General features: G+C 67.8%; 17 protein-coding genes. 6 read left to right on the top strand and 11 right to left on the bottom strand.

Annotated features, from left to right (window positions below):
* Positions 1-161: 161 nt before the first annotated feature.
* From P3H15_RS47550 to P3H15_RS47505, 10 genes are all read right to left on the bottom strand, one after another.
* Entirely contained in the window at positions 162-2,066 is a 1,905-nt protein-coding gene (locus P3H15_RS47550) for a GIY-YIG nuclease family protein (RefSeq protein WP_276143705.1), read from the bottom strand.
* A gap of 14 nt (positions 2,067-2,080) precedes the next feature.
* Entirely contained in the window at positions 2,081-3,250 is a 1,170-nt protein-coding gene (locus tag P3H15_RS47545) for a hypothetical protein (RefSeq protein WP_276143704.1), read from the bottom strand.
* On the bottom strand, positions 3,247-4,257 hold the full coding sequence (locus tag P3H15_RS47540) for a hypothetical protein (RefSeq protein ID WP_276143703.1): 1,011 nt from the start codon (positions 4,255-4,257) through the stop codon (positions 3,247-3,249). The genes P3H15_RS47545 and P3H15_RS47540 overlap by 4 nt, the downstream gene beginning before the upstream one ends.
* A 28-nt stretch (positions 4,258-4,285) precedes the next feature.
* Positions 4,286-7,030 carry a hypothetical protein gene (locus P3H15_RS47535; protein WP_276143702.1) on the bottom strand — a complete coding sequence of 915 codons (2,745 nt, stop codon included), beginning with the start codon at positions 7,028-7,030 and terminating at the stop codon, positions 4,286-4,288.
* Entirely contained in the window at positions 7,027-9,033 is a 2,007-nt protein-coding gene (locus tag P3H15_RS47530; protein ID WP_276143701.1) for a hypothetical protein, read from the bottom strand. Before P3H15_RS47530 ends, P3H15_RS47535 begins: the two co-directional genes overlap by 4 nt.
* 14 nt (positions 9,034-9,047) lie before the next feature.
* Complete coding sequence (locus tag P3H15_RS47525; RefSeq protein ID WP_276143700.1) at positions 9,048-11,750, bottom strand: magnesium transporter; 2,703 nt, start codon at positions 11,748-11,750, stop codon at positions 9,048-9,050.
* A gap of 1 nt (position 11,751) precedes the next feature.
* Positions 11,752-15,327 carry a tubulin-like doman-containing protein gene (locus P3H15_RS47520; protein WP_276143699.1) on the bottom strand — a complete coding sequence of 1,192 codons (3,576 nt, stop codon included), beginning with the start codon at positions 15,325-15,327 and terminating at the stop codon, positions 11,752-11,754.
* 48 nt (positions 15,328-15,375) lie between these two features.
* Complete coding sequence (locus P3H15_RS47515) at positions 15,376-18,087, bottom strand: vWA domain-containing protein (RefSeq protein WP_346348866.1); 2,712 nt, start codon at positions 18,085-18,087, stop codon at positions 15,376-15,378.
* The gene (locus tag P3H15_RS47510; protein ID WP_276143697.1) at positions 18,084-18,587 is read right to left on the bottom strand and encodes a hypothetical protein; all 504 of its coding nucleotides are present in this window, start codon (positions 18,585-18,587) and stop codon (positions 18,084-18,086) included. Before P3H15_RS47510 ends, P3H15_RS47515 begins: the two co-directional genes overlap by 4 nt.
* Before the next feature lie 552 nt (positions 18,588-19,139).
* Positions 19,140-19,343: a calcium-binding protein gene (locus tag P3H15_RS47505; protein WP_225857893.1), complete on the bottom strand. Its 204-nt coding sequence runs from the start codon at positions 19,341-19,343 to the stop codon at positions 19,140-19,142.
* Here P3H15_RS47505 and P3H15_RS47500 point away from each other — a divergent pair.
* Both P3H15_RS47500 and P3H15_RS47495 read left to right on the top strand, forming a co-directional pair.
* Positions 19,342-19,656 (top strand): hypothetical protein, encoded by a 315-nt coding sequence (locus tag P3H15_RS47500; protein ID WP_276143696.1) that lies wholly within the window; start codon positions 19,342-19,344, stop codon positions 19,654-19,656. The genes P3H15_RS47505 and P3H15_RS47500 overlap by 2 nt on opposite strands.
* Positions 19,657-19,975: 319 nt before the next feature.
* On the top strand, positions 19,976-20,794 hold the full coding sequence (locus P3H15_RS47495; RefSeq protein WP_276143695.1) for a hypothetical protein: 819 nt from the start codon (positions 19,976-19,978) through the stop codon (positions 20,792-20,794).
* A gap of 10 nt (positions 20,795-20,804) precedes the next feature.
* On the opposite strand, the gene P3H15_RS47490 is transcribed toward P3H15_RS47495, so the two are convergent.
* Positions 20,805-22,454 (bottom strand): NERD domain-containing protein, encoded by a 1,650-nt coding sequence (locus P3H15_RS47490; RefSeq protein WP_276143694.1) that lies wholly within the window; start codon positions 22,452-22,454, stop codon positions 20,805-20,807.
* Positions 22,455-22,532: 78 nt separating this feature from the next.
* On the opposite strand from P3H15_RS47490, the gene P3H15_RS47485 reads away from it, so the two are divergent.
* The 4 genes from P3H15_RS47485 to P3H15_RS47470 all read left to right on the top strand — a co-directional run bounded on the left by P3H15_RS47485 (position 22,533) and on the right by P3H15_RS47470 (position 24,885).
* Positions 22,533-22,952 (top strand): CoA-binding protein, encoded by a 420-nt coding sequence (locus P3H15_RS47485; RefSeq protein ID WP_276143693.1) that lies wholly within the window; start codon positions 22,533-22,535, stop codon positions 22,950-22,952.
* A 107-nt stretch (positions 22,953-23,059) separates the two neighbouring features.
* Positions 23,060-23,749: a tellurium resistance protein gene (locus tag P3H15_RS47480; protein ID WP_276143692.1), complete on the top strand. Its 690-nt coding sequence runs from the start codon at positions 23,060-23,062 to the stop codon at positions 23,747-23,749.
* Between the two features lie 495 nt (positions 23,750-24,244).
* A complete protein-coding gene (locus P3H15_RS47475) occupies positions 24,245-24,592 on the top strand; it encodes a hypothetical protein (protein ID WP_276143691.1) in 348 nt (115 codons plus the stop codon).
* Positions 24,589-24,885, top strand: a complete 297-nt coding sequence (locus P3H15_RS47470; protein WP_276143690.1) for a hypothetical protein — start codon at positions 24,589-24,591, stop codon at positions 24,883-24,885. The genes P3H15_RS47475 and P3H15_RS47470 overlap by 4 nt, the downstream gene beginning before the upstream one ends.
* Positions 24,886-24,935 lie beyond the last annotated feature (50 nt).

Here is a 24,935-nt window from a genome sequence, read left to right as displayed (position 1 = left end):
GGTAATACACCCCGACCACACCAAAACCAGCTCCCACCAGCGCTAATCGCACCGAAGCCACAGCTATCTAGGAAACTCCCGCTAGGAGGATGGGATTGGTCTTGAACATAGTTCTCGCCACGGTGACACCTCAATCTTTTGGCAACGAGATGGAACGGACCCTAATGGGTAAGCGCTGAGCTCACTGCCGTCGACGGTACATACCGAAACGCGGCCGCTGTGAGCTGAGGAGAGTGCACCTTGCGCTGCATGCACGGCCGCTTACGCATGATGTGCAGTGCAGTGGTCGCCGCCGCCCTCGTAACGGCCACGTCGTCTAGGAGTCGTTCGAGATCGTCCAGACTGTATGCGTACAGAAAACTCTGGCCTGGGCCGGACTCCTCATACTCCGCAGGGGCGATTCGAATTGTTGGGTGTCGACGAAAGAAGGCAAGCTCGGAATACTCCGTCGGGAACAACTCGGCATCATTCACCTGTACCTTTCCCCGGAGGCCACCTCCGCCTACTTCAAAGAACAGAGTCAAAGTCTCGGTCATTGCGATGGTGATGCACGACAGTCGACCCTTTGTCCGATCAGGCTTCGTCAAGCAGCTCAACGCCCACGACTGATACTCGGTCCGCGCCGGGTACGGCACGCAGCGCGATAAATACTGGCCCAGGATGCGGGCAATTTGGTCTGCATCAGACCTACGAACGAACTCCCGAAAGTTGACCGTGGAACTGGCGAGACGTTCCGGGGTATACACGCGCCGACCAGCCGAATCCCCAGCGTTCGCACTGTCGGGCGTGTTCAGCCATTTCTCCTGCTCGGCAGGTGAAACGATCTCGTCGAGATGCTTGCTTGCACCGATCATTGTCGCCATCTCGTTGATGTTGCGTGCGTAGAGTCCCGCCTCGTGTGCTCGATGGATAAATGATCGCTCTTGGAGCCGCAAGTGGCGCTTCACATCCGGATGTCCGCGCGGGGTGTCGTCCGGGCGCAAACGAATTCGCTGCAAATCTGAATAACGCCCGCGATGCTGATCGAGTCGACCCGGCAGATCAATCGACTCTCCAACATAGCACTGCCCGTCCGTGAATTCCAACACGTAGAAACCCACGGTTCCGTGATCGAGATTCTGGAGGTACCGAGTCACCTCCGCGCGTGTGGGTGGTAGCGCCTCCGAGAAGCCGTTCTCCCTCGCCCAGTCGGCTACCTTACGCAGGCGGGCGTTGACGACCTCCGCAGCAGGCCGCTCCTCCGCTCTCATTGGGGTGGCCGGCAGACTCGAGGGCGGAATCGCCGCGCCCTTTGAATGCCAGCTCGATGCGGTCGCCGATGAGCTGAGGACACAATTCGGAGCACCTACAGCCATCGCCCACATGATTTCGTCGAGGTCCCTATCTAAACGTCCGGTGGCACCGACGAATCCTGTTGCTTCGGAATCGAGAACCCAGGCTCCGTTGTCTAGCGACCAGGACGCTGTGACCGGACCAGGCACAATGGGTTCCCCGCCGTGCCCTGGTGGAACAAGCAGGCGCTCATCTATTTCGTTTGGTAGAGCAGCGGCAAGTTCGATACGTGGCCGACCACCATTTACAGTATGGGTCACGGCTACACGCCCGCCTGCTGCCAGAGCGCACCAGTACAGCTCACAGATCGTTTGGAGCGAATCGCAGATAGCTTCGAACCACACCTCATCCCCGATCCGCGAGCGTAGATCGAGAGTCGGAACGACTAGGCCAGCCTCCGCGGAGGGAACCAAGTATGCAGGTACACAATGAAACACATGCTCTATGAGAGATGTGGAATCCGCCGGTACGACGTTCCCAGACTTAGCCAAGAACCCTGTTTCATTCCGGTCGACGAGCCACTCGCCGTCCACGAAAGAAGCGGTCACCTGTGCACTGTCCATAGCCGCGTACGGCGCGTCGTAACGGATCCGAAGCTCGAGTTGCCAATTTCGCACGGCAAGGCTCGCATCAAGCGACCATCCGAGGAAAAATGGGACGAAAGCCAACTCGACGATCTCGTCGGGCAGGGTGTAGAGCACGAATGGCGATTCGTCTGCGTCGTTTGTGTCCATGCCGTCTCCCGTCACTACACCCACACCCCCCGATGCGTGAGAATCCAGCGCACGGGATCGAGGCATCGGAAGGGTGAGATCCCGCTGTTGTGGAGTCGATCTCCGACGGGTGATTCGCCCAGTGCCGAGACCGCGAAGAACCGGCTCGGCAGGGCGTTGCCGGCGGGCGGCTGGTCCACCGACATGACCATTGACCTCGCCTCGAGCTTGTCGAGCAGACTGCGGACCTCTTCGTGCAGCAGCTGCCCATCCACCTCGTGGTACGGCGCGCGCTGGAGGCTCGGGTCGCGCAGGACGGCCGCACCCCGCTGCGACATGATCTCGCTCCAGTCGCTGCCCTCCACCCGCTCGAGGGCCTGCAGCGCATCGAACTTCGACAGCACAACGGCCAGGTTCGGGGTCCCAGTACCGATGATCGACAGGACTGTCCGCAGCACCGACCGCGGGTCGCCACCCACCCGCTCCTGCGCCGGCACCAGGTCGTGCAGCTGCTGCCGCACCGATTCGACCTTCAGCGGATCGAACATGAACACCACACCGTCGGCCTGCGCGAAGAACTGCATGTGCGTCGCGTCCACGTTGCCGGGGTTCTCCAGGTCCTCCCCCGCCACATCACGGATCACGAGGTACTGCCGGGTGTCGTCCCGCAGGCCCGGGCCGAGGCTGAAGATCAGCGGCTCCCGCTGATACGGATTACCGGTGTGCGAGGCCGGCGTCGACTCGAGGATGCCGCGCTCCTCGAACAGCGGCCGCTCGTAGTGCTCGCGGAAATTCACCTCGGTCTCGCCGGTGGCGGGTTCGACCACCCGGTTCAGCCGCTCCCCCAGCAACTGCAGCGTCTTCACCAAAGCCGCGATGTACACGGTCTTTCCGGTGGCACGCGCCCCGGCCATCGCGATGCACGCGGCGCGACCGTCACGCCACCCGACGGGCAGCCGGAAGTGGCACTGCGGGCACACCTCCACGGCGGGCCCGCCGGCCTTGCCGGTCGCGTAGTCATCCTCGGGGGCCCAGTCGTCGCCGGCGTCGGCCGGGCGCTGGAGTTCGAAGACCTTGCCCGACCGCACCTGGCTGCCGTGATATTTGGTGGCGACGTGGTCGACCTCGACCTCCGTCGGGGCAACGGCTGTCCATGCATACCGGTCACCGGTCAGGGCCGTGAAACACCGCGGGCACTTCGTCATCGTCGTACGCCTTCCGAAAACAAGCTCGCCGACACATCGGCCAGAAGCGAGGTCACCACTACAGACAGACTCGACAGCTCGGGCGCCGCACGGGGCGGCACCGCGGTGATACCGGGACCACTCTCGGCCGTGTCCCCGACGAGCACGAGATGGCGGATCACGGTGTCGGTGCACGCACCGTCCCAGTCGGCGGGCACGGCGTCGGTCACCGTGTATGCCAGGGTGCGGGTGTCGCGCGCACCCCGGTCGACGGCTGCCGAACGGAATCCCATCCCGAGGGCGGCCGAGTCGAGTTCGGCCTGAACCTGATTCGCGACGTCCCGCGGTTCAGTGGCTGGCAGTGTTGTCACCGCGTGGCCGATCAGCTGGACCGCCAGCTCTTCGCGGGTGCCCACCACCGCCGCGACCCCGGAGAGGACGTCGATCACCGTGCGGATGCTGCCGTCGTCGATGCGCGCCAGCATCGACATGGTGGTATCGACGTCGACCTCCACGTCGAAGCGGCGCGGTTCGGGCAGCCGATCGAGCGCGAGGGCAGTGCGCGCGGCCGACCGGGCACGGGAACCCACGTCGGTGAGCGACACGTCGACGGCGGTGCGGCGGGCGGTGATCGCGAGCCGCGGCCCCGCGGGCGCGATCGTCGCCAACTCCACCTGATGCAGCCCCGACACGTCGACAGGGGTCAGCTCGGCACGCTCGGAGTCGAGGTCGCGGCTGCTGTCGACGCCGATCGTCACCTGCAGCACCGTCCCGTCCGGGAACGCGGCGCTCCCACCGTCCGGCCGGGCCACGACGACGATCTCGGTGTCGACCCGCGGCAGGATCAGCAGCCCGACCCGCGGATACAGGGCCGGTTCGGCCGGCCGGCCGTCGGGCAGTGTGGCACGCACCGCGACGGCCGTGGTGACCGCGTCGACGGTGACCGCGAGCGGCCGGTTGGGCAGTTCGACGCGGCCCGCACCGTTCAGCACATATCCCGACATCAGTTCGATCCCTTTCCCCTGCATGCATTGCGCATGCGTACTGTCGTCCCGCTCATCGCCGCCCCGACCGTTCGTCAGCGAGCAGCACGAACCCCGATTCGACGTCCTCGAGCCAACTCGACGCGAACCGCGCGTAGGCGTCCCCGGCCCGGAATCGATCGGCGACGTCGTGACGTTCCCGCATCTCGGCGCGCAGCGAGGCCGACACCTCGAAGGTGCCGACGGGACCGCGGTAGTCGCCGTCGCCCATGACGATCGCCGCGACCTGCTCGAGCAGCGACCGTCGCGCCTGCGCCGGCCCGACCTGGAGTCGGCAGAGCAGGTCTTCCCGGTTCAGCACCGATGCGATGTCCGGGGCCGCCGGCGAGCTGAGCACCGCCGACCGGATCACCCAGTGCTCGTTGAGGGCACCGCTCCGCACCAGATCGACGAGGGCGGTGACCGCGAAATCCGAGTCCTGATCCACCGCACGCGCCAACGCGTCGACGTGACTCGCGGGCATCGTCGGCATGTAGGTGCCGTTGTGCGGCGGGAAGAACTGGAACCCGGCAACCGCGACCACGGCGAGGCGGACGAGGAGATCCTGGGGAAGCTGCGCCGGGCAGGAATCGCCGTAGTCCTTGAGTACCGGCCAGCCGTGCCGTTCGAGCGCGCGCCGAAGCCGCGGATCGTCGATCCGGTCCCACTGATCCTGCGCCCGGATGAGCGCCCACGACACCGCCAGTTCGTCGACGGGGTGCGCGGCACTGGAGCCCGTCGAGGCGCCGCCGCGGTTCGCGTCGAGGTGCTTGACGATCATCTCCACCTCCGGCCCCCACGGCTCGAGCACGAGAACCGGCAGCAGGAATCGGGGTGCGACGTGATCGGGGAACGCGCCGACGAGTTCGCACCACTGCGCGACCGTCCAGGCGTAGGTGTCGACGAGCGCACCGATGTCACTCGGCGCCCAGCCGCCGGCGCTCGCTTCATAGATCGACCGCCACAGGGCAAGCGGCGCGTAACCTTCCCACGCCTTCTTGTGCACCGCGGTGCCGCTCTTGACCACCGAGAACACCGCGTCGGCGACGATGGCGCACAGCGGTTCGGCGCAGCGTGACGGAGCCGCGGTCAGTTCCTCGGCGGTCGGTACGCGCACCTCGTCGACGAGCCAGCGCAGAACGTCGGGTGCGAGCCGAGTGCCGAGCGGCCGGCCGGCGAAATCGGGGTGCCCGACCACGGCCGACTGCAGCAGACGGCAGGTGTCGGTTCCGACGGCGCCGAGCCCGGTGACCAGTGCGGGGCCCGCCTCGTGGTCACACAGGACCGGGACGACGACGCGGTCGAGGAGCTCGGCGGCGAGGTCGCGCCCGGAATCGCCGACGAGGTGTGCGTGCAGGAGCAGGTCGAGTGTCTTCACCGCATCGTGCGCGGTAGCAGCGGGATCTGCCGCCGGGGTGGTCACCAGCGTCGACAGGGCCCTCTCGGCTGCCCGCTCGAGATCCTCCGAAGGGGGCCATGTAGCGAACAGCGCGAACTCGGCCGGGCGAGCGGCTCGGATCCACTCACGGGCGGCGAGGGCCCGATACGTGAGGACCCGTCCGGCCACGTCCCACACCACCGGTGCCGGCCTTTCGCCGTGCTGCCAGTCCGCGACCAATCGCCACGCCTCGTCCATGTTTCCGGGCAGGTGTTCGTCCACCACATGCGCGACGACCGCGAGCTCGTCGGGGAACGTGGACAGCGTGTCCGGCGACTGCGCGAGCACCACGGCCGTGGCCTCGGGCAAGGCGTCGTGCAGTTCGGGATTCGTGAGCACGGCCATCGCGAGCGGCCAGGCGCGGGCAAGGTCGCGGTCCCCCACGGCGGCGGCCAGGGTGTCCTGGTGGTCGAGTGCGCGTCGGGCGCTGCCGGGATCGACGAGCACGGTCTGCGCGAGCACCGACCACGCCGTGACCGGCACCAGCTGCCCGGTCGCTGTCCGGTGTGGTTCCCCGCCCCATTCGCCGAGGTCGGGGGTGTCGGTCTCGTTGAGTACGACGCAGCCATCCACAGCGTCCACGGCGTCGCGCGCCGGCACGCAGGCCATGTGCACGCCCCGGGACAGGGTGTCGACGACGGTCGAGCTGCGGTCGAAGGTCGACCAGCCGAATGTCTGCGCCGCACCGGGCGACATGAAATGCGAGACCGCGCCGATCCACCGGGCCGCGTTCTCCGCGTCGGCGCACCCCAGCACGACACCGGGGCCGCCGTGCATCGCTTGGTCCACCGCGTCCAGCAGCACGCCCAGCACACCGATGCGCCACGTTCCGGGATCGAGCAGGAAGTCGAGAACTGCTGCGCGATCGATCATTCCGGCCGGCGCCGGTGCGCTGCCGGGGAGTTCGGCGGCCGCGACCGCGTCCGCGCCGTAGGGGGCGAGCCAGTCGGGTGAACCCCACCGTTCGATGGGCCGGACCGACGTGTCCGGGGCGCGGTCGAGGACGACGTGCGCGAAGACGTTGCCGGGCCGACCCGACGCATCGGCGCCGGCGGGCACCGTGTGCCAGTAGCAGCCACCGGTCTCGGTCGGCGCGTACACCATTCGCCGCGGTCGCGCCGCGATGTCGGCCGGTGTGGGGAACTGCGGCAACGCCTGCGGCGAGTCGAATCGGGTCGCGACGCCGGCGCGCATGAATTCCTGCTCCGCAGCGCTGACGCCGTCGCTGACGTCCTTGACCTGCCAGCCGCCGCCCGCCCGGCCCCGGTCGGGGGCGTCGAACGACGTGTAGGTGAGTTGACCGAACCGCGGCGGTCCGGGTGTCTGCTGCGGTGCGCTCATTCCACCGGTCCGGGCGGAACGTCGAGCAGGCGCAGCTGATCGACCGGCGGATCGATCAGCGCGAGAGTCCGGTTGGTCTCCGGCCGCACGTCGGCGAAGACGCGCAGGAATCCCACCTTGCCGGAAACGTCTGCGGTCCAGGGCTGCCCGAATTCCTTGCGCAGACCGCGCGGGTGGAAGCTCCGAGCACCGACCGTGGTCTGGCCGTCGCCGCGGACCTCGAGCGGCTCGCCGTCGCGGGCGCTGAGCGGCAACCGCCCGGCGTTGAACACGACGACGAACGGCGGCGCCGTCGGCAACTCCAGTTCGGATGCGAGCCGGATGACGGCGGTGGCGGCGTTCCCGGTCGGCGACCGCTTCGTCTCCAGCCGGTACTCGATGCGCAGCAGGCCCGGATACTCCACGGTGGCCGGGATCCCGACGATCCGTTCACCCGCCGTGTAGGCGACGGGGACGACGTGGACGGAACATCCCCGCGGGGGCAGCGTTTCGGGCAGATGCAGTCCGCCGTCCCGGTCGTACGTCGAGCGGGAGATCTCGGCCATCGGCCGCTGCTCGATGGCGTGCTCGGCGGAAATCTCCGGCGCACTGAGGTAGACGGACACCGACGCCGCACCCTCCGGCCACGGGAACGTGAGCACCTGCTCGGAGCAGCGTTCGACGATCCGGACGTCTCGCAGCGGCGGCAGCGGACGCGTCGCGATGAACGTGCGCCCCACCTGAACCTGCCCGTCGAGCGCCGTCACCGGGGTGAAATACGCGCGCACCCACCCGCGCGGCCACGACACGTCCGTCATCCGGTGCGTGCCGTCGTCGTCCGCGACGGCCGGGTGCACCAGCCGCGCGGAACCGGGCAGTCCACCCGACAATTCGAGGGCGTCCGCGGCGAGCACCGCGCCGTCGAGACCGGCCCGCGGCGCCGACTCCGTGCGATACAGCATCACGGCGCCGATGCCGGGTGGCGTCCACTGCAGATCGAATCGTAGGTTGTCGCTGTCGCCGTGGGTGGTGACGTGCAGGTCCTCGACCTCTTCGAGCACCGCCGACACCGCGATCTCGGCCTGCGCGACCGCCGACAGCCGGGTGTGCCCGTCCACCTCCACCTCGCAGATCGCGCGGTAGAGGTAGCGCTGCCCGCGGCGGGCGTCGCGATCGACGAATCCGCCGAGGTTGGCCTGGTCCGCGAGGATGCGGTGCCGCTGGTCGTTGTCGACGCGGACACTGCCGTCCAGCGGGATGCGCAGCACGCGCACGGTGCTGACGGTGGGCCAGGCACTCCACTGGCCGATGACGGCGCCCTCGTCCTCCATCACGACGAACTCGGTGACCGGGCTGAGGATGTGGCCCTCGGCGATGAGGACGGGTTGCCGTCGGACGGCGTCCCGCTCGTCGCGTCCGGCGTGGCACCAGATCTGCAGGTGCCGCACCGCGGCGGCCGGGGGTTCGGTGTCGACGAGCAGGGTGCCCCGGGTGACGCCGACGAGCCGGCCGGCCTCGGGCTTGTAGGCGCGATGGTTCTCGCCGGACACGACGCGGTAAAGCACCGTCTGCCCGGCCTGCGCCGGCATCGGCTCCCACTCGAGCAGGTGCCCGCCGGTGGGTTCGGTGCTGATCGTCACCGCGCCGACGGGGTGATCCGAGTCGGCGTGCAGGAATTCGCAGAAGTCCTCGGTGCGGAGCGACACCAGGTGCTCGCTGCCCGGTGTGGGTTCGGTGACCGGCGGCGGCGCGGCGGGTGCGGCCGGTTCGGACGCACTGGTGGTCGCTTGGGCCGGGGCGGACGTCAGCAGGGCGACTACGTCGTCGACGAACGGCTTCGCCTGCCGGGGCAGCATCGGTTCGATCTCCTCGGCGGTGCGCCGGTTCGATCGGAGGATCTGCTGCAGATGCGTGTCCTTGACGACGCCGGGGCGCAGCCTGCCGTCCTCGATCTGCTGCTGTCGCCACTGCCGCAAAGCCGCGAGGGCACCATCGGACACTGCTGGGGAGGCAACCTCGGTCACGGTTCCACTCGCTTTCAGAAGTTGAGGCCGTCGACGACCGGGACGACGAATGCGGTTCTCACGGCACTGTCGTGGGCGGTCGACGTCTGCCTGGCCGGACGCAATTCGAACTCGGGGATCTGCTGCATCTCCACCGGGTCGGCGCGTCGAACGTGGGTGACGCGCAGATCTTCGTCCGACAGTCCGTCGGTGTACTGGGTCGTGACGGCCACGAGCCCGCAGCCGACGCGCACGCGGGTCACCGTCTCACCCGACACCGCGGAGAGCCCCTTGGTCGACGCCGTGTCACTGAAGATCGACCGATCGAAGAACGCGACCCCGTCCGACTCCGTGCCGATGCCGGCGACAAACTCGTCGACCCCGACCCGCCTCGTCGCTCCCCCGTCGAAGTACTCGACCGTCTCGAGCAGGCCGCGGGCGAGTTCTTCTCGGGTTCCGGTCAATTCGGCGAGTGCCCGCTGCCACAGCACGGTGGCACCGGTCGCGCGGATCTTGCCTTGGTCGAAGCGTTGCGACCACTCGTCGAGCGCCGAGCCGGAACCGGCACCGGGCTTCGCGGCCAGCAGCCCCGGGTCCCGGTCGATGTCGTGGCCCGCGGAGCCGAGCGCCGCGCCTGCCGAGCCGAGCACGGTGTCCCAGGGGTCGGTCAGCCACCCGACCGTGAACAGGTCGCGGCGCAACGCCTCGGCCACCCACTCCACCTGCCCGGTGCTGGGCGTCCCGGACGCGATCGCGGTGTGCCGGGGCAACCCCCACCCCACGGTCCGGGACGTCGTTCGAGTCTGCTCACTGGCACCGAGCGGCTCGGCAAGGAACGCACCGAGGGCGCGGCTCCACGACAGGAACTGCCGGTAGGCCCCGGTGAGGTGCTCGATCTCCCGCAGTGCGACACGCAGATTGGCCCGATCCGCGGCGTCGGCCCGCGCGGCCGCGTCCCGCTCGACCAGCAGTCGTTCGAGGAATTGCTGGGTGCGCTGGCACACGATCGCCACCACCGCGGCCCACGCCAGCACGCACACGGCGATCGCCGGGCCGCCCCACCACCAGGAGATGATCTCGCGCCACGCGAACACTCCAGCGGCGACGGCGAGCAGGAGGAAGACGACGGTCGCGATGCGCACGCGACGGAACATGTGTGCCGGCTGCTCCGCGCAGGCCTCCGCGAGGTTCTGGCGCTGCTCCGCGTTGTCGAGGCGCTCGAGCAGCACCCGGGACTCGTTGACGGTGGCGTCGAGGCGGCTCGTCAGGATCGACCCGAACGACACCGCGAAACTGCGCTGCTTCCGGCTCCACCACACACCGAGGGCGGAACTCGTCCGCCGGGCGTCGAGACCGATCGTCGGGTCCTGCTCCAATTCCCGCAGACGATCCCGGGTTTCCGTGACCCCCAGAATGTCCGCCGGCTCGACGGCGTGCAGGCTCAGCGTGGCCGACACCATGCCGGGAATGTCCGTGAACCGGTCGCCCGGGCCGGGAACCACGTCCGACGCCGTCCGCAGGATCGCCCGGTGGGCGCCCACCTGCACCGGAGGCAGACCGGCGGACCGCTCACTGGCGTCCGACAGGGTGAGGGCGGCGCGGGCGTAGTCGCGCCACAGCGCCGACAGGTCCGGGGTCACCGGTTGCGGGGTGGCACCGGCCGCGTCGAGCATCGCGCCGATCTGCTTGGACGCCGCCTCGTAGTCGGTCCACGCGACCTTGTGCCCGTCCGCGTCGACACCGCCCACGACGACGCGGTAGGCGCCCCGGGTGGATCCGAACAGGGTGGTCTGGGTTGCCGACGCCACCGACGCCGATGCCCGGTTGGCCACCCGCGCGACCCACTGGGCCGGCGCGTTCCGCAGCACCGCGAACAGGAAGGAGAAGAACATCCGCAGGGCCTGCACGAACCGGATGGTGCGCGGCTCGACCGCACCCGGTGCCTCCGCGCGTTCGCCGCTGAGCAGCGCACTGTGCTTGCGCCACAACGCGCGAGCCATCGTCGACGTCGCCGCCGCGACGTCGTCGGCATACAGCACGTTGGTGCCGGCGTCGTGCGGCAACGGCATCAGCCCGCCGAAATCGAGAAGCTCTGAGCGGAGGTCGTGCTCGGCGCGCGCGGTGTCCAGACGCCGGTAGTAGGACCGGACCACCCGCAGCGCGTTGCCGGGGAGCACGGGTTCGTCGTCGAACGGGGCGTGCTGCGCGTTGTTCCACAGCCCGGTCACACCGGCGATCACCGGGGCCGCGTGCCGCCCGACGGCGAGGGGATCGGCTGTCGGTGCCAATGATTCGTGTCCCATGCCCGGGCCGCGCGAGTCCTCGGGGGCGATGAGCAGGTTGTGCCAGCCGGCGAGGGTGGTGACGCCCGCGTCCGCGTCCCCGGGGCGGCGCACCAGCAGTCGCAGCCGGCTGGACCGCGCTCCGCCGGAGTTGGACGTGAGCAGTTCGGAGACGAACCGCACAGACTCCGGATCGACCTGTGCGGGGCCGGCGACCAGCACGCAGATCCGCACCCGGTCGATGCGCCGCGACGCCAGCACGTCCTGCAGCACCACCGCCGTGTCGGCGCCAGCCGTGGTTTCCAGCGCGCGCAGGCGGGCGCTGTCGGCGGCCACCGCGGTGTCGTCGATCCACAGGAACGGCGACACCAGCCCGGCCGCGGACAGATCCCGGAGCACGTCCCGCACACCCTGCGCCGGACCGTCCGCCGCCAGGAACACCGTCAACACGCTCATGTCAGAACTGACCGGCGTCGGGGAGCACGAGGGCGTGCGCCATCGCGGTCGGTGCCGCGGCGACTACCGAGGCGTGGTTCGGCTGCTCCGGTCGTTCCGCGCGGACCCTGCACTCCTCGACGAGGCCGATCAATTCGCCCGTCGCCCAATACACGTCCGGTGCGATGTCCCGGAAGATCGGCGTCTGCGACGCATGCTCCCGCAACCCGACCACCGACAGTGCGCCACCGCCGGGCGCACCGTCCTGCCCGGGTTCCATGTAGTGCTCGCCGATGAGGTCACGGATCTTGGACAGCCACGCGACGGCATTGCCGGCCCGCTCGGCGACCGAGAATTCCGGTCCGGTGTTCTCCACCTGCGACTGCCAGCCGGTGACCGGCACACCGGTGCGCAGCCAGTCGGTGAGCCGGGCCTTCGCGGACACCTCGTGGATGCCGCTGACCGGGTCTTCCGCGGACGAGTCGTAGACCGCCCGCAGCGCCCGGTAGGGCAGCATCGAATGCATGACCGGCGGCTGGTGCGACTGCGCCATCGCGAGCAACACCGATTCGAGTACCGCGGGCAGCCAGTCGTTGCTCACCGTGAAGCGCGACGGCGGCGTGAGCAGCGGGTTCGGGAAGTCCACCCAGTCGCCGATGCCGGCGTCCCACACCCGGACGGGTTCGTCGTAGGGTGCGGCGGGCAGCCGCACCTGCCCGATCGCCAGCCCGAGGAACCACCCGGCGGTCATCGCGCGCCGTTCGTCGCGGTGCATCGGCAGCGAGGCGGCCAGCGGACGCGACCGACGCCACCTCCAGAACGACTCCTGCTGCGCCGGCGTCGAATCCGCCCACTGCTTGGCAGCGGGCCCGAGCACCGAGTCGTACGCCAGCGGGGAGTAGTTGGGGTACGAACCGAAGATGTCGATGCGGGTGAGCCGGTCCTCGTCGGACAGCAGTCGCGCGAACTCGCCCTCCGTCTCGTGATCGATCATCGGGTCCTTCTGCAGCACCTGCGACAGCGTGTCCGCGACCGGCAGGTTGAGGAACGGCACCGACGTGAACTTGTAGCGGTACTCCACCTGCTGTCCCGGGTGCAGCGCCTCGAGTGCCTGCTGGTTGACGCTGGCCAGCGGCCGCGCGAGCGAGAGCGCCTCGGTGAACTTGCGCTGCAGTCGGTCCCGCCGCTCCTCGATCGCGTACGCGGGCACGGTGTGGTCCTCGATGTACTCGCGGAGCGACACCCGGCAGAACCGGTCGAACGATTCGCCGGTGCGCCCGACGAACTTCCGTGCCCGGTCGAGCAACTCGACGGGACGGACGTGCACGTCGTAGCGCGCCGACGACGGCACCAGCGCCTCCCGGGTGTTCGGGTCGATCGGGAACGCCCGCGACCGCCAGGCCGCGGTGCGCTCGACGAGGGAGTGGTCCTCCCCCGGCGCCCGGGTGCCGTCGACCGTGGTCCACAGTCCCGTGACCACACTCGCGACCGCTTGCTCGACCGCCGCCGCGAACGGGGGCGTCCCGGTCTCGGCGGCCGTCACCGCCAGCGGCAGGTCGCCCCGGTACTGATCCATGAAGTCCGCCGACGGCGTCAGCATCACCTCGTTGTTGGCTTCCGCGAACCGCTTCGGCACCCGATCTGCCTTGTCGGCGGGCCAGGCGCCGTACTGATCCGTCGCGAGCCGGGCCAGTCCGACATCGCTGGCGGGCTTGTTCCGGGCACGACGCAGCGCGGTCTGCTCCTCGTTCAACGCATCGAGCAGCGGCTGCAGAACCTCCGGCACCAGCGCCGCGACCACCTCGGCGACCTTGCCGGACAGCGACGCATACAGCTGGCGGTACACGTTGTCACGGCAGTCGGCGACGATCCGATCGAGGATCTCCGCGTCACTCTCGATGCTGCCCTTGAGGTTGGTGAGCACCTGCGTCGCGTCGGCGGTCTGCGCCGTGATGTCCTCCGGCCCGCGACGCGACAGGTCCTCGGCACCCGTCCGCACCGAATCCTTGCAGTACGTGAGCAGGCGGCCGACCAATGCGGTGGCGTACGGGAGACCGAGCTGGGCGATCGACCTGCCGACCGTCCCCTCGATCCGGTCCACCAGGCCCTTGTGCCACATGTACGCGTGCGCGACCGCGTGCTGCTCGGCCGAACTCGTCAGCGCCTGCCGACGGCGTCCTAGCGCCTGCCGGATCTCCGGGACCCACTGCCCCGCCACCAGACCGGAACCCGACGGGAGGTGCCCGCGCAGTTCGAGTTCCACCGTCTGGCCGGCCATCCGAGTGGCATCGGCGGACGGCAGCACCACGGACGTGAGCCAGGCGCCCACCCCCATCTGCGCGCCCCGCGCGTCGGCATGGGCGACCGGGAGTCCCATCGCCGCGAGCAGGCTGTTCCACTGACCGTCGAGAATCGAGTTGACCTGATCCTCGTCCGATACCGGGCTGCCCGGCGAACGGTGCCCGTCGAGGAGGCGGTCGACGGAACTGCGAGCGAGCCGCTGCGCCGAGTACTCGGCGTAACGGTCGCGGCCCATGCTCAGGCTCGAGAAGCCGTAGGTTCCCCACGGCAGGTTGTCCCACTGACCGCCCCAGCCGATGTTCTCCCGCTGGCCCGGTAGTCCCGCACCGTTGGTGAGGTCGTACTGAACGAACTGACGGGTGGCCGCGCCGCTCATCATCATCCCGGCGAGGCCGCGGGCCAGGCCGCGGTAGATCGCCTTCTGCGATCCGTCACCGAACGGTGCGCCCTCCACACCGACCTTGCGGCCCACCGGGAACACCCGCGCGAACGGAACCTTCTCGCCGGCGCCGTGCTGCTGGCCGAGTGCACGCAGGATCTCCACGTCGTGTTCGCGCGCCGACCCGAGCTGGCTGGCGACGATCTCGCCGAGCATCGCCAGCGCGTTGGCGCGGACACCGGTGGTCGCGCTCTTGCCGAGTCCGTCGAAGATGTCGGGCGCCACCATGAACACGCCCATCAGCCGCGGGTCGAGTCCCGGAATGAGCGTGAGCAGGCGGCACACGTCGAGGGCCATGGACGCACCGGCGCCGCCGGCCATCGACGACACCACGAGCACGATCGGCGACTCACCCTGCTCGAAGGACCCGCCGCCGGGCACGTTGAGCGAAGACATCTGGCTGGCCGTCTCGACCGTCGACAGCTGATCCCACGCCCGCTGCAGGGTGTCGCGGATTCCGCCGGCCTTGCTCAGGGTGATCATGCGGCCGAGTGAGCGGTACTGGCCCGCACCCGATCCGATCGGCACCGTCACCGACGACGGGTCGCGCGGCGCCCAGGTGGCGATCTCGTCGAGGCTCTGCTTCGCGGTGAGCTGGTTGGTCAGCGCATTGTCCAGCACCGCGTACGAGTCGCCCTGCGGGCCGCTGCCGAAGTAGAACCCGCCCTGGTCGCGGACGTTGTCGAGGCCGTCCGGCCCCGCCTCAGGGGCCGTCGGCACGTCGATGCTGACGAACTGCCATCCGCCGGGGATCCGGTCGACGCCCGCCGCAGCGAGATCCGAGCGCAACTGATCCATCATGTACGCGAGGGTGACAGCGCCGGAACCACCGCAACCGACTACGAGAAACCGCCTCATTACGGTCCTTTCACAGAAGAGAGAGCTTGAAGTCGAGGACGATCCGGGTCAGGACCCGGGAGGCCGGAACGGATCGAACGGGTCGGCGGCGGACGAGCGGGCAGGGGCACCCGCGCCGCTCTGTGCCGCACCGCCGAACGTCGGGGCCGTGTCCCAGGAGGGTGCCGCACCGAACGTCGGGGCGGGAGCACCGAACGGGTCCGACGACGGTGGTGCACTCGGCGGCGCCGCGGACGGGGTCGCGCCGGGGTGCGCGGCCCTCAGGTCGGCCACCCGGCCCGGCACCTTGCGCACCAGGTCGGCGACCAGACGGCGATTGCTGTCGTCCGTCGCGTCGGCGCCGACGAGAAGCAGCACGGTCGCCAGGTTCGCCGGCCCGTCCGGATCGTGCAGCACCACCCAGTTGTTGTGGATGGCCAGCGGAAGGCGCGCACCACCCGTGCGCCGGTCGACCGACGGATCGGCTCCGGACGCCGCGACGAGGCCGGACTGCTGCGCGACGACGTACCCGGGCCCGAACGGCGACAGACCGATCCGGGTACGCAACTCCACACCCTCGACGTCCAGGCTGCGTGCGGGTTTGTTCAGGCCGCGGACGAGCTGACTCAGGTCGCTCTCCCGGATCCCGAACTCGGCACCGTCCCGCAGAACCTGCCCGCCCTCGATCGTGACACCGACACGCATCGCCTTGAGGGTCTTCGCCGGGATGCGGGCGGTCCACCACTTCACCCCGTAGAGCAGCAGCGGCGGCACGGCAATGCTGAACAGCAGCACCAGGACGAACACGAGCCAGAACCGCCCGCTGTTGAGGGGCTTCTGCAGTTCCGCGGTGAACGCAACGTTGATCGGCAACGCGCGGTCGGGCTCACCGGGAGGAGACATCATCAGCGGAATCGACCCGTTGAGGGAGCCGTTGCCCGCGGCCGGAACGGACAGGTCGACGGGAAGACTCGCCTGCTGACCCTCACCGATCTCGAGGCAGTTCGCGGCGGACGGCGCCGACCCGGCCGAGACACCGACGTCACCGACGCCGTCGGGCACGGAATCGAACGCGACCGGTGTTGCCCCGTCGAACCACACGCACCCGGGACCGGTGATCGGGATGCTCGCAGCGAACTGCCCCGCGCCCTCGACGGTGCCGAAATCGACCGTCGCCGGCACGATGGGGTAGCCGATCGGCGGCGACACCGTGAGCGGAACATCGACGAACTGCGGCGTCAACGCCGTGCCCGGGGCGATGACCTCACCAGCCGCGGACCGGGCGTCGGCCGTCGTCACATCGAGGGTGAGGCGCAGCGTCGCAGCCCCTGGCGGAACGTCGCTGAAATCGAGTTCGACGGGATCGCCGATGCGCTCCTTGGCAATCCGATCGACCAACGGGTGTTCGACGTTCCCAGCATCGGTCAGCGACACCGACAGGGCGGCGCTACCCAGCAGGTCGGAGGGATCGATCGCGTTCCGGTCGGCGTCGACGATGCCCAGACGGATGGCGGACGTCTTCTCGCCGCTGTGGACGGCCGACGTGTCCATGCCGAGCCAGGCCGGGAACAGGTTGCCCGAGATGTGGATGTTCGTCTTGGAGCGGGCCAGCGGGCTGGAGCCGTCGGGATCGACGAACACCAGGGACCACATGCCCTGCCACTGCGCAGAATCGTCGGACTTGGTCATCGTGAAGCTGACCGATCGAGGCGACATCCACCGATACGCCACCTGGGCGCCGTCCAGTGTTGCCGTGGTGGGCGCACCCGCACGGTCGAGTGCCAACTGCGCCCCGCTCGGAGCGATCAACGTCGGGATCAGTCCTTCCGCGTCGGCCGAGCCGAGCACGGTGACCGAGCTGATCGAGTCGTCGAGCACGAAGCGGTGCTGCGCCTCCTCGCACACACTCGCGACACAGACACCGGTCTCGCCCTCGATCGGAGCCTGACCGGGTGTGCTGAATGCGTCGAACGCGAACAACAGGTCGTCGATGTTCTGCGCGAGGTAGAAGTCACCGGGCGACGAGGACGTGGCCTTTCCGCACGCCCCGTCGCCGCCGGTGGCGATCGACCGCATCAGGTCGAAATCGCTGGGCTGCGCGGTGCCCGCGGCGAGGCCCACCGCGAACGTGACGATTCCCGACGAGCGCAGCTGATCGGCGATGCCCGCTGGGCGACAGATCGACTCCCGGGCGGCCGCCACCACCTGCTGGACGCCCTGATCGCTGCCCAGGGATACCCCCTGCGCGTAGGGCTTCTCGGCGTCGCGGACAGTGAAGTCGAGCTTTCCGTCGGAGAACCACGCCACCGCTTGGCAGCGGTTGGCTTCCGAATGGCCGTCGCGTTCCGCGAGCGTGCGCCGGGCACCGTCGAGCGCGTTCCAGTAGTCGGTGTCGATGCCGTCGTTGCGGGTCCGGAACTTTTCCACCTCGTCCTGCAGGGCGGGCAGCGAACCCTTGTCGAGTCGGGTCCACGGTGCGTGAACCGTGAAGTCGTCGGAGAATCCGGCGATCGCCACGTTGAGTTCCACACCCGCAGATCCACCGAACGTGTTGAGCTGTTCGAGCAGGAAGTTGGCTGCGGACACGCGCGCCGCGTCGGGGTCGGAACCCTGGAGGCTGCCGGACTGATCGACCATGAGCAGCAGGTCGCCCTGTTGCTGCGCGGCCAGGCATCCACCGAAATCGCCGACCGCCGCGGTCGTCGGGGCCGCTAATGCCGTCGGGATCGCCAGCAGCAGCGGCACGAGCATCATCGCCGCGAGGGCGGCTACCTTCTTCACAGTCGACCCGCCCATTCCGCAATGTGCCACGCGCTCGCCACGATTCCCGCCAACGCAAGGACCGCGACCACCCAATATCCCCGCTCAGCCCCCTTCGATCTCGAGTACACCGGCATCGCCCGCTGAACCGTGTCGAGCACGGTGAACCGGGCGAGCAATGCGAACGCGACCGGGCCGGCGAGCACCCACGCGACGACGGCAAGGGCGGTGAGCGAACCGAGGACTATCGCGAGAGCAAGCCCTGCCACCGCCACCAATCCGGCCAGCACGAGCAAGTGGATCGGCGGCTCGCCCTGCGCAATCGTGACGCGTGGCCGCGGACTCGGCGCCGCAGCAAAGGGCTCCGCCGCCGCTGTCGGGGCGAACGCGGTGGGCTGAGATCCGAAGGGGTCGGCCGACGTCGAACCGAACTGACCTGCAGCCGACCATGACGAGGGTGCGTCGGTGGACGGGCGATTACTCGAAGTTTCGTAATCACTGAAGTCGAAGGGATTGGTCATCGAGGCACGGATTTCTCTCGCGATAGGGCGCAGACGCACGGGAACCAAGGTGTCGTGATCGAACATCCCGTCGCGACATTGCGGCGAGCGTTACACGAGCGATGGCGAAACAATAAGCGGCACAGCGAGTCGCAGATACCGCAGCCGTCAGCGTCGCCCAGCAGGCGGCACTGCGGCCACATCAGATTCGGCGGCGTCGACCACGCGCGCCCGTCCCCCTCATTTCTTTGAACATCGAACTATGCTGCCGAAATTACACCCCGCCTCCGACACGTTTCCCGATCAACGCGTCGGAGCGACCGAGATTCATTCAAGCGAATGACAACACCCCCGCTCCTCGGCCACCCGCCCGCCTCAGAGCACGTTAGTTGAAACTAATACCAGACAAACCCGGCGTCACACATATCCACGCCCGCCGCGGTGATGCAGCTAATAAACTGCGCCCCAACGAAACCGGGTCAATACACCGTTCAACCGACACGGCCCGGGCAAATAGGGACTTTCGGCCCTAGCCTGTGCTGGTGTCAGTGCATTATGCGGGTGCGGGACGCTTCAGCAGTTGTTGGGCTCACCGATCTTCACAACCGACAGCACCGCGTCTCCTTCGCCGATCAATTCACCGGGCGACGGCTGCTGACCCACGACGACCCAGTTCGAGTCGAGAACCTGCTTCCGTCCCGCACCGGTCGCATCGGCGCTGCGCGAGAAGAAGACCCCCGCCGCCTGGATCGTGTTCTGCGCCGTCTGCAGGTTCATGCAGACCACAGCCGGCATCGGCACCAGCACAGGCGCGCTCGAGGTCGGCGCCACAGGCGCAGGCTGCACCGGCACCACGGGCGCAACCGCGACCGGAGTAGTCACGGGCACCGTCGTCGTCGGGCGCGTGGTCGTGGTTGCCGTGGTTGTGGCGGTCGTCACCGACACCGTCGACGAGGACTCACCCGAGCCGCAGGCGACGAGGCCGGCGGTCACAACGACAACTCCCACACCGCCGACGATCGAGGAGAACACCGACCGTCGCACCCCCAGCGCCCGGGTTCCCGCCTTCTTGCTGACCCTGGTGGGCTGAACATCGATCGACACAGCAGTGCCCTTTCGGAAATGCGGGCGGTCTGCCCGGAAACTCTCGCCCGTGGGTGGTCGCAGGCGGAAAAATGTGAATGCGATCGCGCCAGTTGTATTCGTCAACCCCCGACGGCGCTTTGGTTGAAACTATTACCAGACGGCACGGACTGGCACACAATTCGGCCGTGTTGCCGACCCAACTCGGGGTGCTTCGCAATCGACTGCGCATCAAAGCATCCGAGTCAATACACCGTTCGGCCGACAGTCAATTCCCCTGAGCCAGTCTGCACTGCTATGTCGGTCCCCCAGCGCATGATGACGCCGTGACCGAGCACACCGCAAGACAGAGGGTCTTCATCGTCGAAGGGCGCCCGTGGAAGGACGCTGTGATCGCACATCTCGAACCGAGGTCGCCCTATCGCCCGTGGTTCATCGGCGAAGACATTCGCAACGGCGACGTGCTCATCACTGTTCTGGACACCGATCCGCGCACTGTCCTGTGCATGGAGGTCGCGGGTTCGTCGTCACTCGATGCCGCCGGCGTCACAGAGTCGTGGACGCTCGCCGCACTTCCTTCTGTCACTGCCTTCGAGGCGCTTGCGGGCGTCGCCGTTCCCACCACCGCAGGTCGAGTCGACGACGACGTCGCCGGCCGATTGACTACTCCGTTTTTCACAGATCCGGCGAGCTTCGACGACCCGTTCACCCGACGGGGCGAAGCGTCACACACCACCGCCGCCGCGGCACGTGTGCTGCTGAAGTCGGCCGGCAAGTGCACAGCCTGCGGACAGGCGATCAACCTGCGTCGCAGCACCGCGCGGGACGACGTCCACATCCACACTGCCGAGAACGACGTCGACCACTGGACTCACCACGGGCCGGCCCACGACTGGCCGGCAACATTGTGCAGCAAATGCCAAACCGCGATGACCGAGGGCGGATTCTCCAACTTCCTCGACTACCGCTTCTCATTCCATCCGAGCTGTCCCCGATGCGCTGCATCGCAGACTCGGTCCGCGTCGATCGGCATGCCGAACCCGGGCGAGCCGGTACCGCCGTGGACAGTTCCGTTGGGATGCGTCGTCACTGATCCAGTGCCGGAATGGATCTGCGGCGGTTGCGGGTATCGCTGGGCGACGTGATGCGGTGGCGTCAGATCCCCATTCGTTTGGCCAATTCCGCTCCCCCGACGTCGCGGATGAAGTCCGGATCCCCGCACACCACGAGCTGATCCCGCGCCCGCGACAATCCGACGTACAGCCGCTCCCGCGAACGCTCTTGCACCACCTTCTCGTTGAGCGCCAGCACGACTGCACGCCGTTCGAGCCCTTTGAATCCCAGGACGTGCCCGTAGAACACCTGCTCGGTGTCCCAGAAGCTGTCCCAATACGCTGCGTTGCCCTCCGTCTGCCGGCTCACCTGCTCCGGGTGGCGGCTGCCCGTGGCAAGCAAGGCCAGATCCTCGGGACGCCAACCCTCGTCCATCAACGAATCGATCTGGTCGTCGGCGACCGTCAGCGCGTCCTCCGCGGCGCAGGGCACGAAGAGCACCTCGGGGCCTTCCCCGCCAAGCAGGCGCATCCGCTGACCGACCAGCGGTGTGAACGAGTCTGCAATCTGGCGGGTGTTTCTCAGATTGTGATCGAGCACCAACGGGACCAATTGAATCGGCGGAACGCCCTGCCTGTCGAATACCCGCTGCCCCTCGTCGCTGAATACGTAGATGCCGCCGGCTTCGTCGTCACGCAGCGCTGTCAGCAACGGACCCCACCAGTCGTCGGCGAAGTCTTGTGCCTCGTCCACGACCACCGCGTCGAACCGGTCGCGCAACGGCAGTTCCGACGCCAACTCCGCCATGTGCCGCGGAAGGTCGTGTTCCCAGAACTGCACGGTGTCGGTGTTGCGGATGCTCTCGTCCGGACCCTCGGGCGCTCCCCACAGTTGACCCAGCGCGTGGAACTCACCCACGTACGCGGGACGCTCCTTGCGGGACCAGGTGGCGGTCAATCGCTCCAAATACGACGCCAACCCGTGCGAGTAGCAGATGAGTGCGACGCGCTGCCCCTGCTTCGCCAACCGCCGCGCCTTCTCGACCGCGAGGAACGTCTTGCCGCTCCCGGCGCCGCCCCGAACCTCGACCCGGTGCAACAGCCGGATCGCGTCGAGTATCGCCGACTGCTGGGCAGTGAGCGCATCGGCCGCGTCTTCGTGCGCAATCGCTCGCGCAACCACGTCGCGTTGCGGCAGTCCGCGTCCGGAGAGGACCGTTGTGAGCTGATCGACCCCGTCCTCGGGCAGTGCCGGCCGATCCAGCTGCTGGCCGGAGAGCACCTTCTGCAGTCGCGACACCACGTCGCCCAGGTCGGTGCGATCGATCACCTTCCACCGTGGGCATTCCGGCAGTCCGAAGTCGTCGGTGAGTTCCGTGTTGGGGAAGACCACCACGTGGTCCCATCGCAGCCGCCCGTGACTCCAGCGCGGGTCGGCTTCCACATAGCTGCGCAGGGCATACAGCGCGTCACGTGCTTGCCGAACCGGGTGAATCACCGTCGGCCCTTTTCGCTGCTCTTGGTACCAATCGCTGCCGTCGTGCCAGATCTGCCCGCCCTTCACCTCCAGGCAGACGATCCCGTACCCCTCGAGCGCTACCACGAAATCGATCTCGTGGTCTTTCAGTCGGTCGGCGACCCGCTGGTTTGCCACCACGAGGTCACCATCACCGAGCTGACACAACAGCGCATTCCACACCGATTCCTCGGAACCATTCACCAGGCGCGGATTCTCGGGGATACGGATCACCATGCGGATACTTTCGCACGGACGGTTCAGTCCAGCTCAACGATCCCGGCCGAAGTCCGCGGTGAGTAGTAGTTTTGCGGTGTGGATACTTCGTGGCAGGACCCCGGTGCCGTCTCGTCGATGCTCGACGACTGGGAGACGTGGGCGATCGTCGGGCTCTCAGGCAACCCCGACCGGACGGCGTTCCGCATTGCGGAGTTGCTGCAGCGCCGAGGAAAACGAATCGTCCCCATCCATCCCACCGCACCGACCGTGCTCGGCGAGCAGGGATACGCCACACTCGCGGACGTTCCGTTTCCGATCGACGTCGTCGACGTCTTCCGTCAGTCCGAGGCCGCCGGCGAGTTCGCGGACCAGGCCGTCACGGTGGGCGCGAAAGGCGTTTGGTTCCAACTGGGCGTCATCGACGAGGCCGCGTTCCAGCGGACGACCGCAAAGGGCGTCGCGATGGTGATGGACACCTGCCCGGCGATCGAGTGGAGTGCACGGGAATCAGCGTGACCGTGGCCGGGCTGAAGTCCGACCACGCGACTACGGCTACTCTGGACCGAAATCGTGCAAATCGGACAACGGTCTGACGCGCTCAGTCAATCGGAAGGTTCCCACCTGTGGCCATCGACTACACCCGACGCCCGTCCACCCCTGCAGCCCCGCCGAGCGGAGTGAGTCTGAGCAAAGTGACCTTGTCGAAGGCCGCGCCGTCGGTCAGCCTCACGAAGTCGGGCGAGCGGCAGGGTGCGATGCGGGTCAACCTCAACTGGTCGACGGGCGCAGCACCGCAACCGAAGAAGGCCGGCTTCTTCGCGAAACTTGCGGCCGCCGCGGGCGGCAGCAACGGCATCGACCTGGACCTCGGCTGTCTCTACGAACTGGCCGACGGCTCGAAGGGTGTCGTCCAGGCACTCGGCAACAGCTTCGGATCGCTGCAGACTGCGCCCTTCATCCAGCTCGACGCCGACGACCGCACCGGCACAGTGACCGGCGGCGAAAACATGCGTATCAACCTCGACCGGCCGGAAATGTTCAAGCGCATCCTCATCTTCGCGATGATCTACGACGGCGCACCCAACTGGGCAGCCGTCGACGGCGTCGTCACCCTCTACCCCACCAGCGGCCCCGAGGTGGAGGTGCGCCTGGACTCGGCGAACAGCTCCGCTCGCATCTGCGCCATCGCGATGCTGCAGAACACCGGGCAGGGCATCACCGTCACCCGCGAAGTGAAGTACGTCGAAGGCAGCCAAGCCGATCTCGACAAGACCTACAGCTGGGGCATGAAATGGGCCGCCGGCCGGAAGTAGCAGCGTCCTGCGATAGCGGGTGTCTTGACGCGTCGGCTGACAGAAGCGCTATGCCAAACGTCATGGCGCGGCCAAGCACGTGACCGCCGGGCGTCCGTGGACTCCTGCACAAGGCCAGAAGCCATTCTGTGGTAGAGCGCAGACTTTTCGGAATACCCGGTCCCCCCTCCGCCAACGGGAACACTGGGACCGGGCCCTACACCGAAAGGAACCACAGTGCGCACACAGCATAACCCGTTCCGCCACGAACGATTTCCATCCTGAGACCGCAGCCACGCGCGCCCTCACACACCGTCACGCATCCCCGCGTCCTGGACTTTGCATGCCGCTGCCGACACGGCGAGGGCTTGAAATACACTTTCTCGCGGCCGTGCGGATTCAGATCGCGGGGATCCAAATAGCATTGGGGTGAGGGGAAATCGGCGCTATCGACGCGACGTGCCGAACCGGCCAACTGGCCGCCGCGCGTGAAGTGCCCAGGAGACGGGTCAAACGATGACGAATGCGCTGGGAAGAGCCGCGACAACCGGCCACGGCTACTGGAGAGCCGCAACTCTGGGCACTCCGGCGTGGCTCGCGTTAATCGTCGCGGGATTCTTTGTGGTCGCTCCGGTGGTGGGTGCTCTCTTCCCCGGCGACCCCGCCGACGTTTCTGTCGAGTTCGCCGCCATCGGGGCCGAAGCCGTCATCAGCATTCTGGTTGCGGTCGCGCTGTTCGCGAGCGGATCGGCGGCCCGGCGTGGACTTGCACTGGGAACTGTCACTGCTGCGTTAGTGGGCGTGGAGTTCGCGGCAATCCACTTCGCGATCAATATCGATGCGAAGTATGCGGTGGCTCCGTGACCGAGAAGACTGACACTTCGTTCGGTGCTGCCACCTACCTTTCCATGGCGATTACCGTCGTGCTCGTTGTCATCGGAATCGTGAATCCGTCGACTGATTCGGGCACCCCGGCCTGGGCATGGGTCGCTCTCATGCTCGCCCTTGTCACAATGGTTGCGTTCTTCATTGTCGGACAGGTCTATCGGCGCGTCGCGTGTGGAGTGCTCATCGGGTTGTTGACGCCGCTCTGCGCGTTGCTGGCGATTCCGATCACGGCAGGCATAGGTCACGTGGTTGGCGCAGTAGGCGGCTAGGTAGCTAAAGATGGCGTAGCCGGATTATTGAGTCAAGTTTGTGGTGTTCG

It is taken from the genome of Rhodococcus sp. T2V (assembly GCF_029269925.1).
GTDB lineage: Bacteria > Actinomycetota > Actinomycetes > Mycobacteriales > Mycobacteriaceae > Rhodococcus_F > Rhodococcus_F koreensis.
The sequence above is the reverse complement of the archived record's forward strand: the minus strand, read 5'-3'. Positions and strand labels throughout refer to the sequence as shown.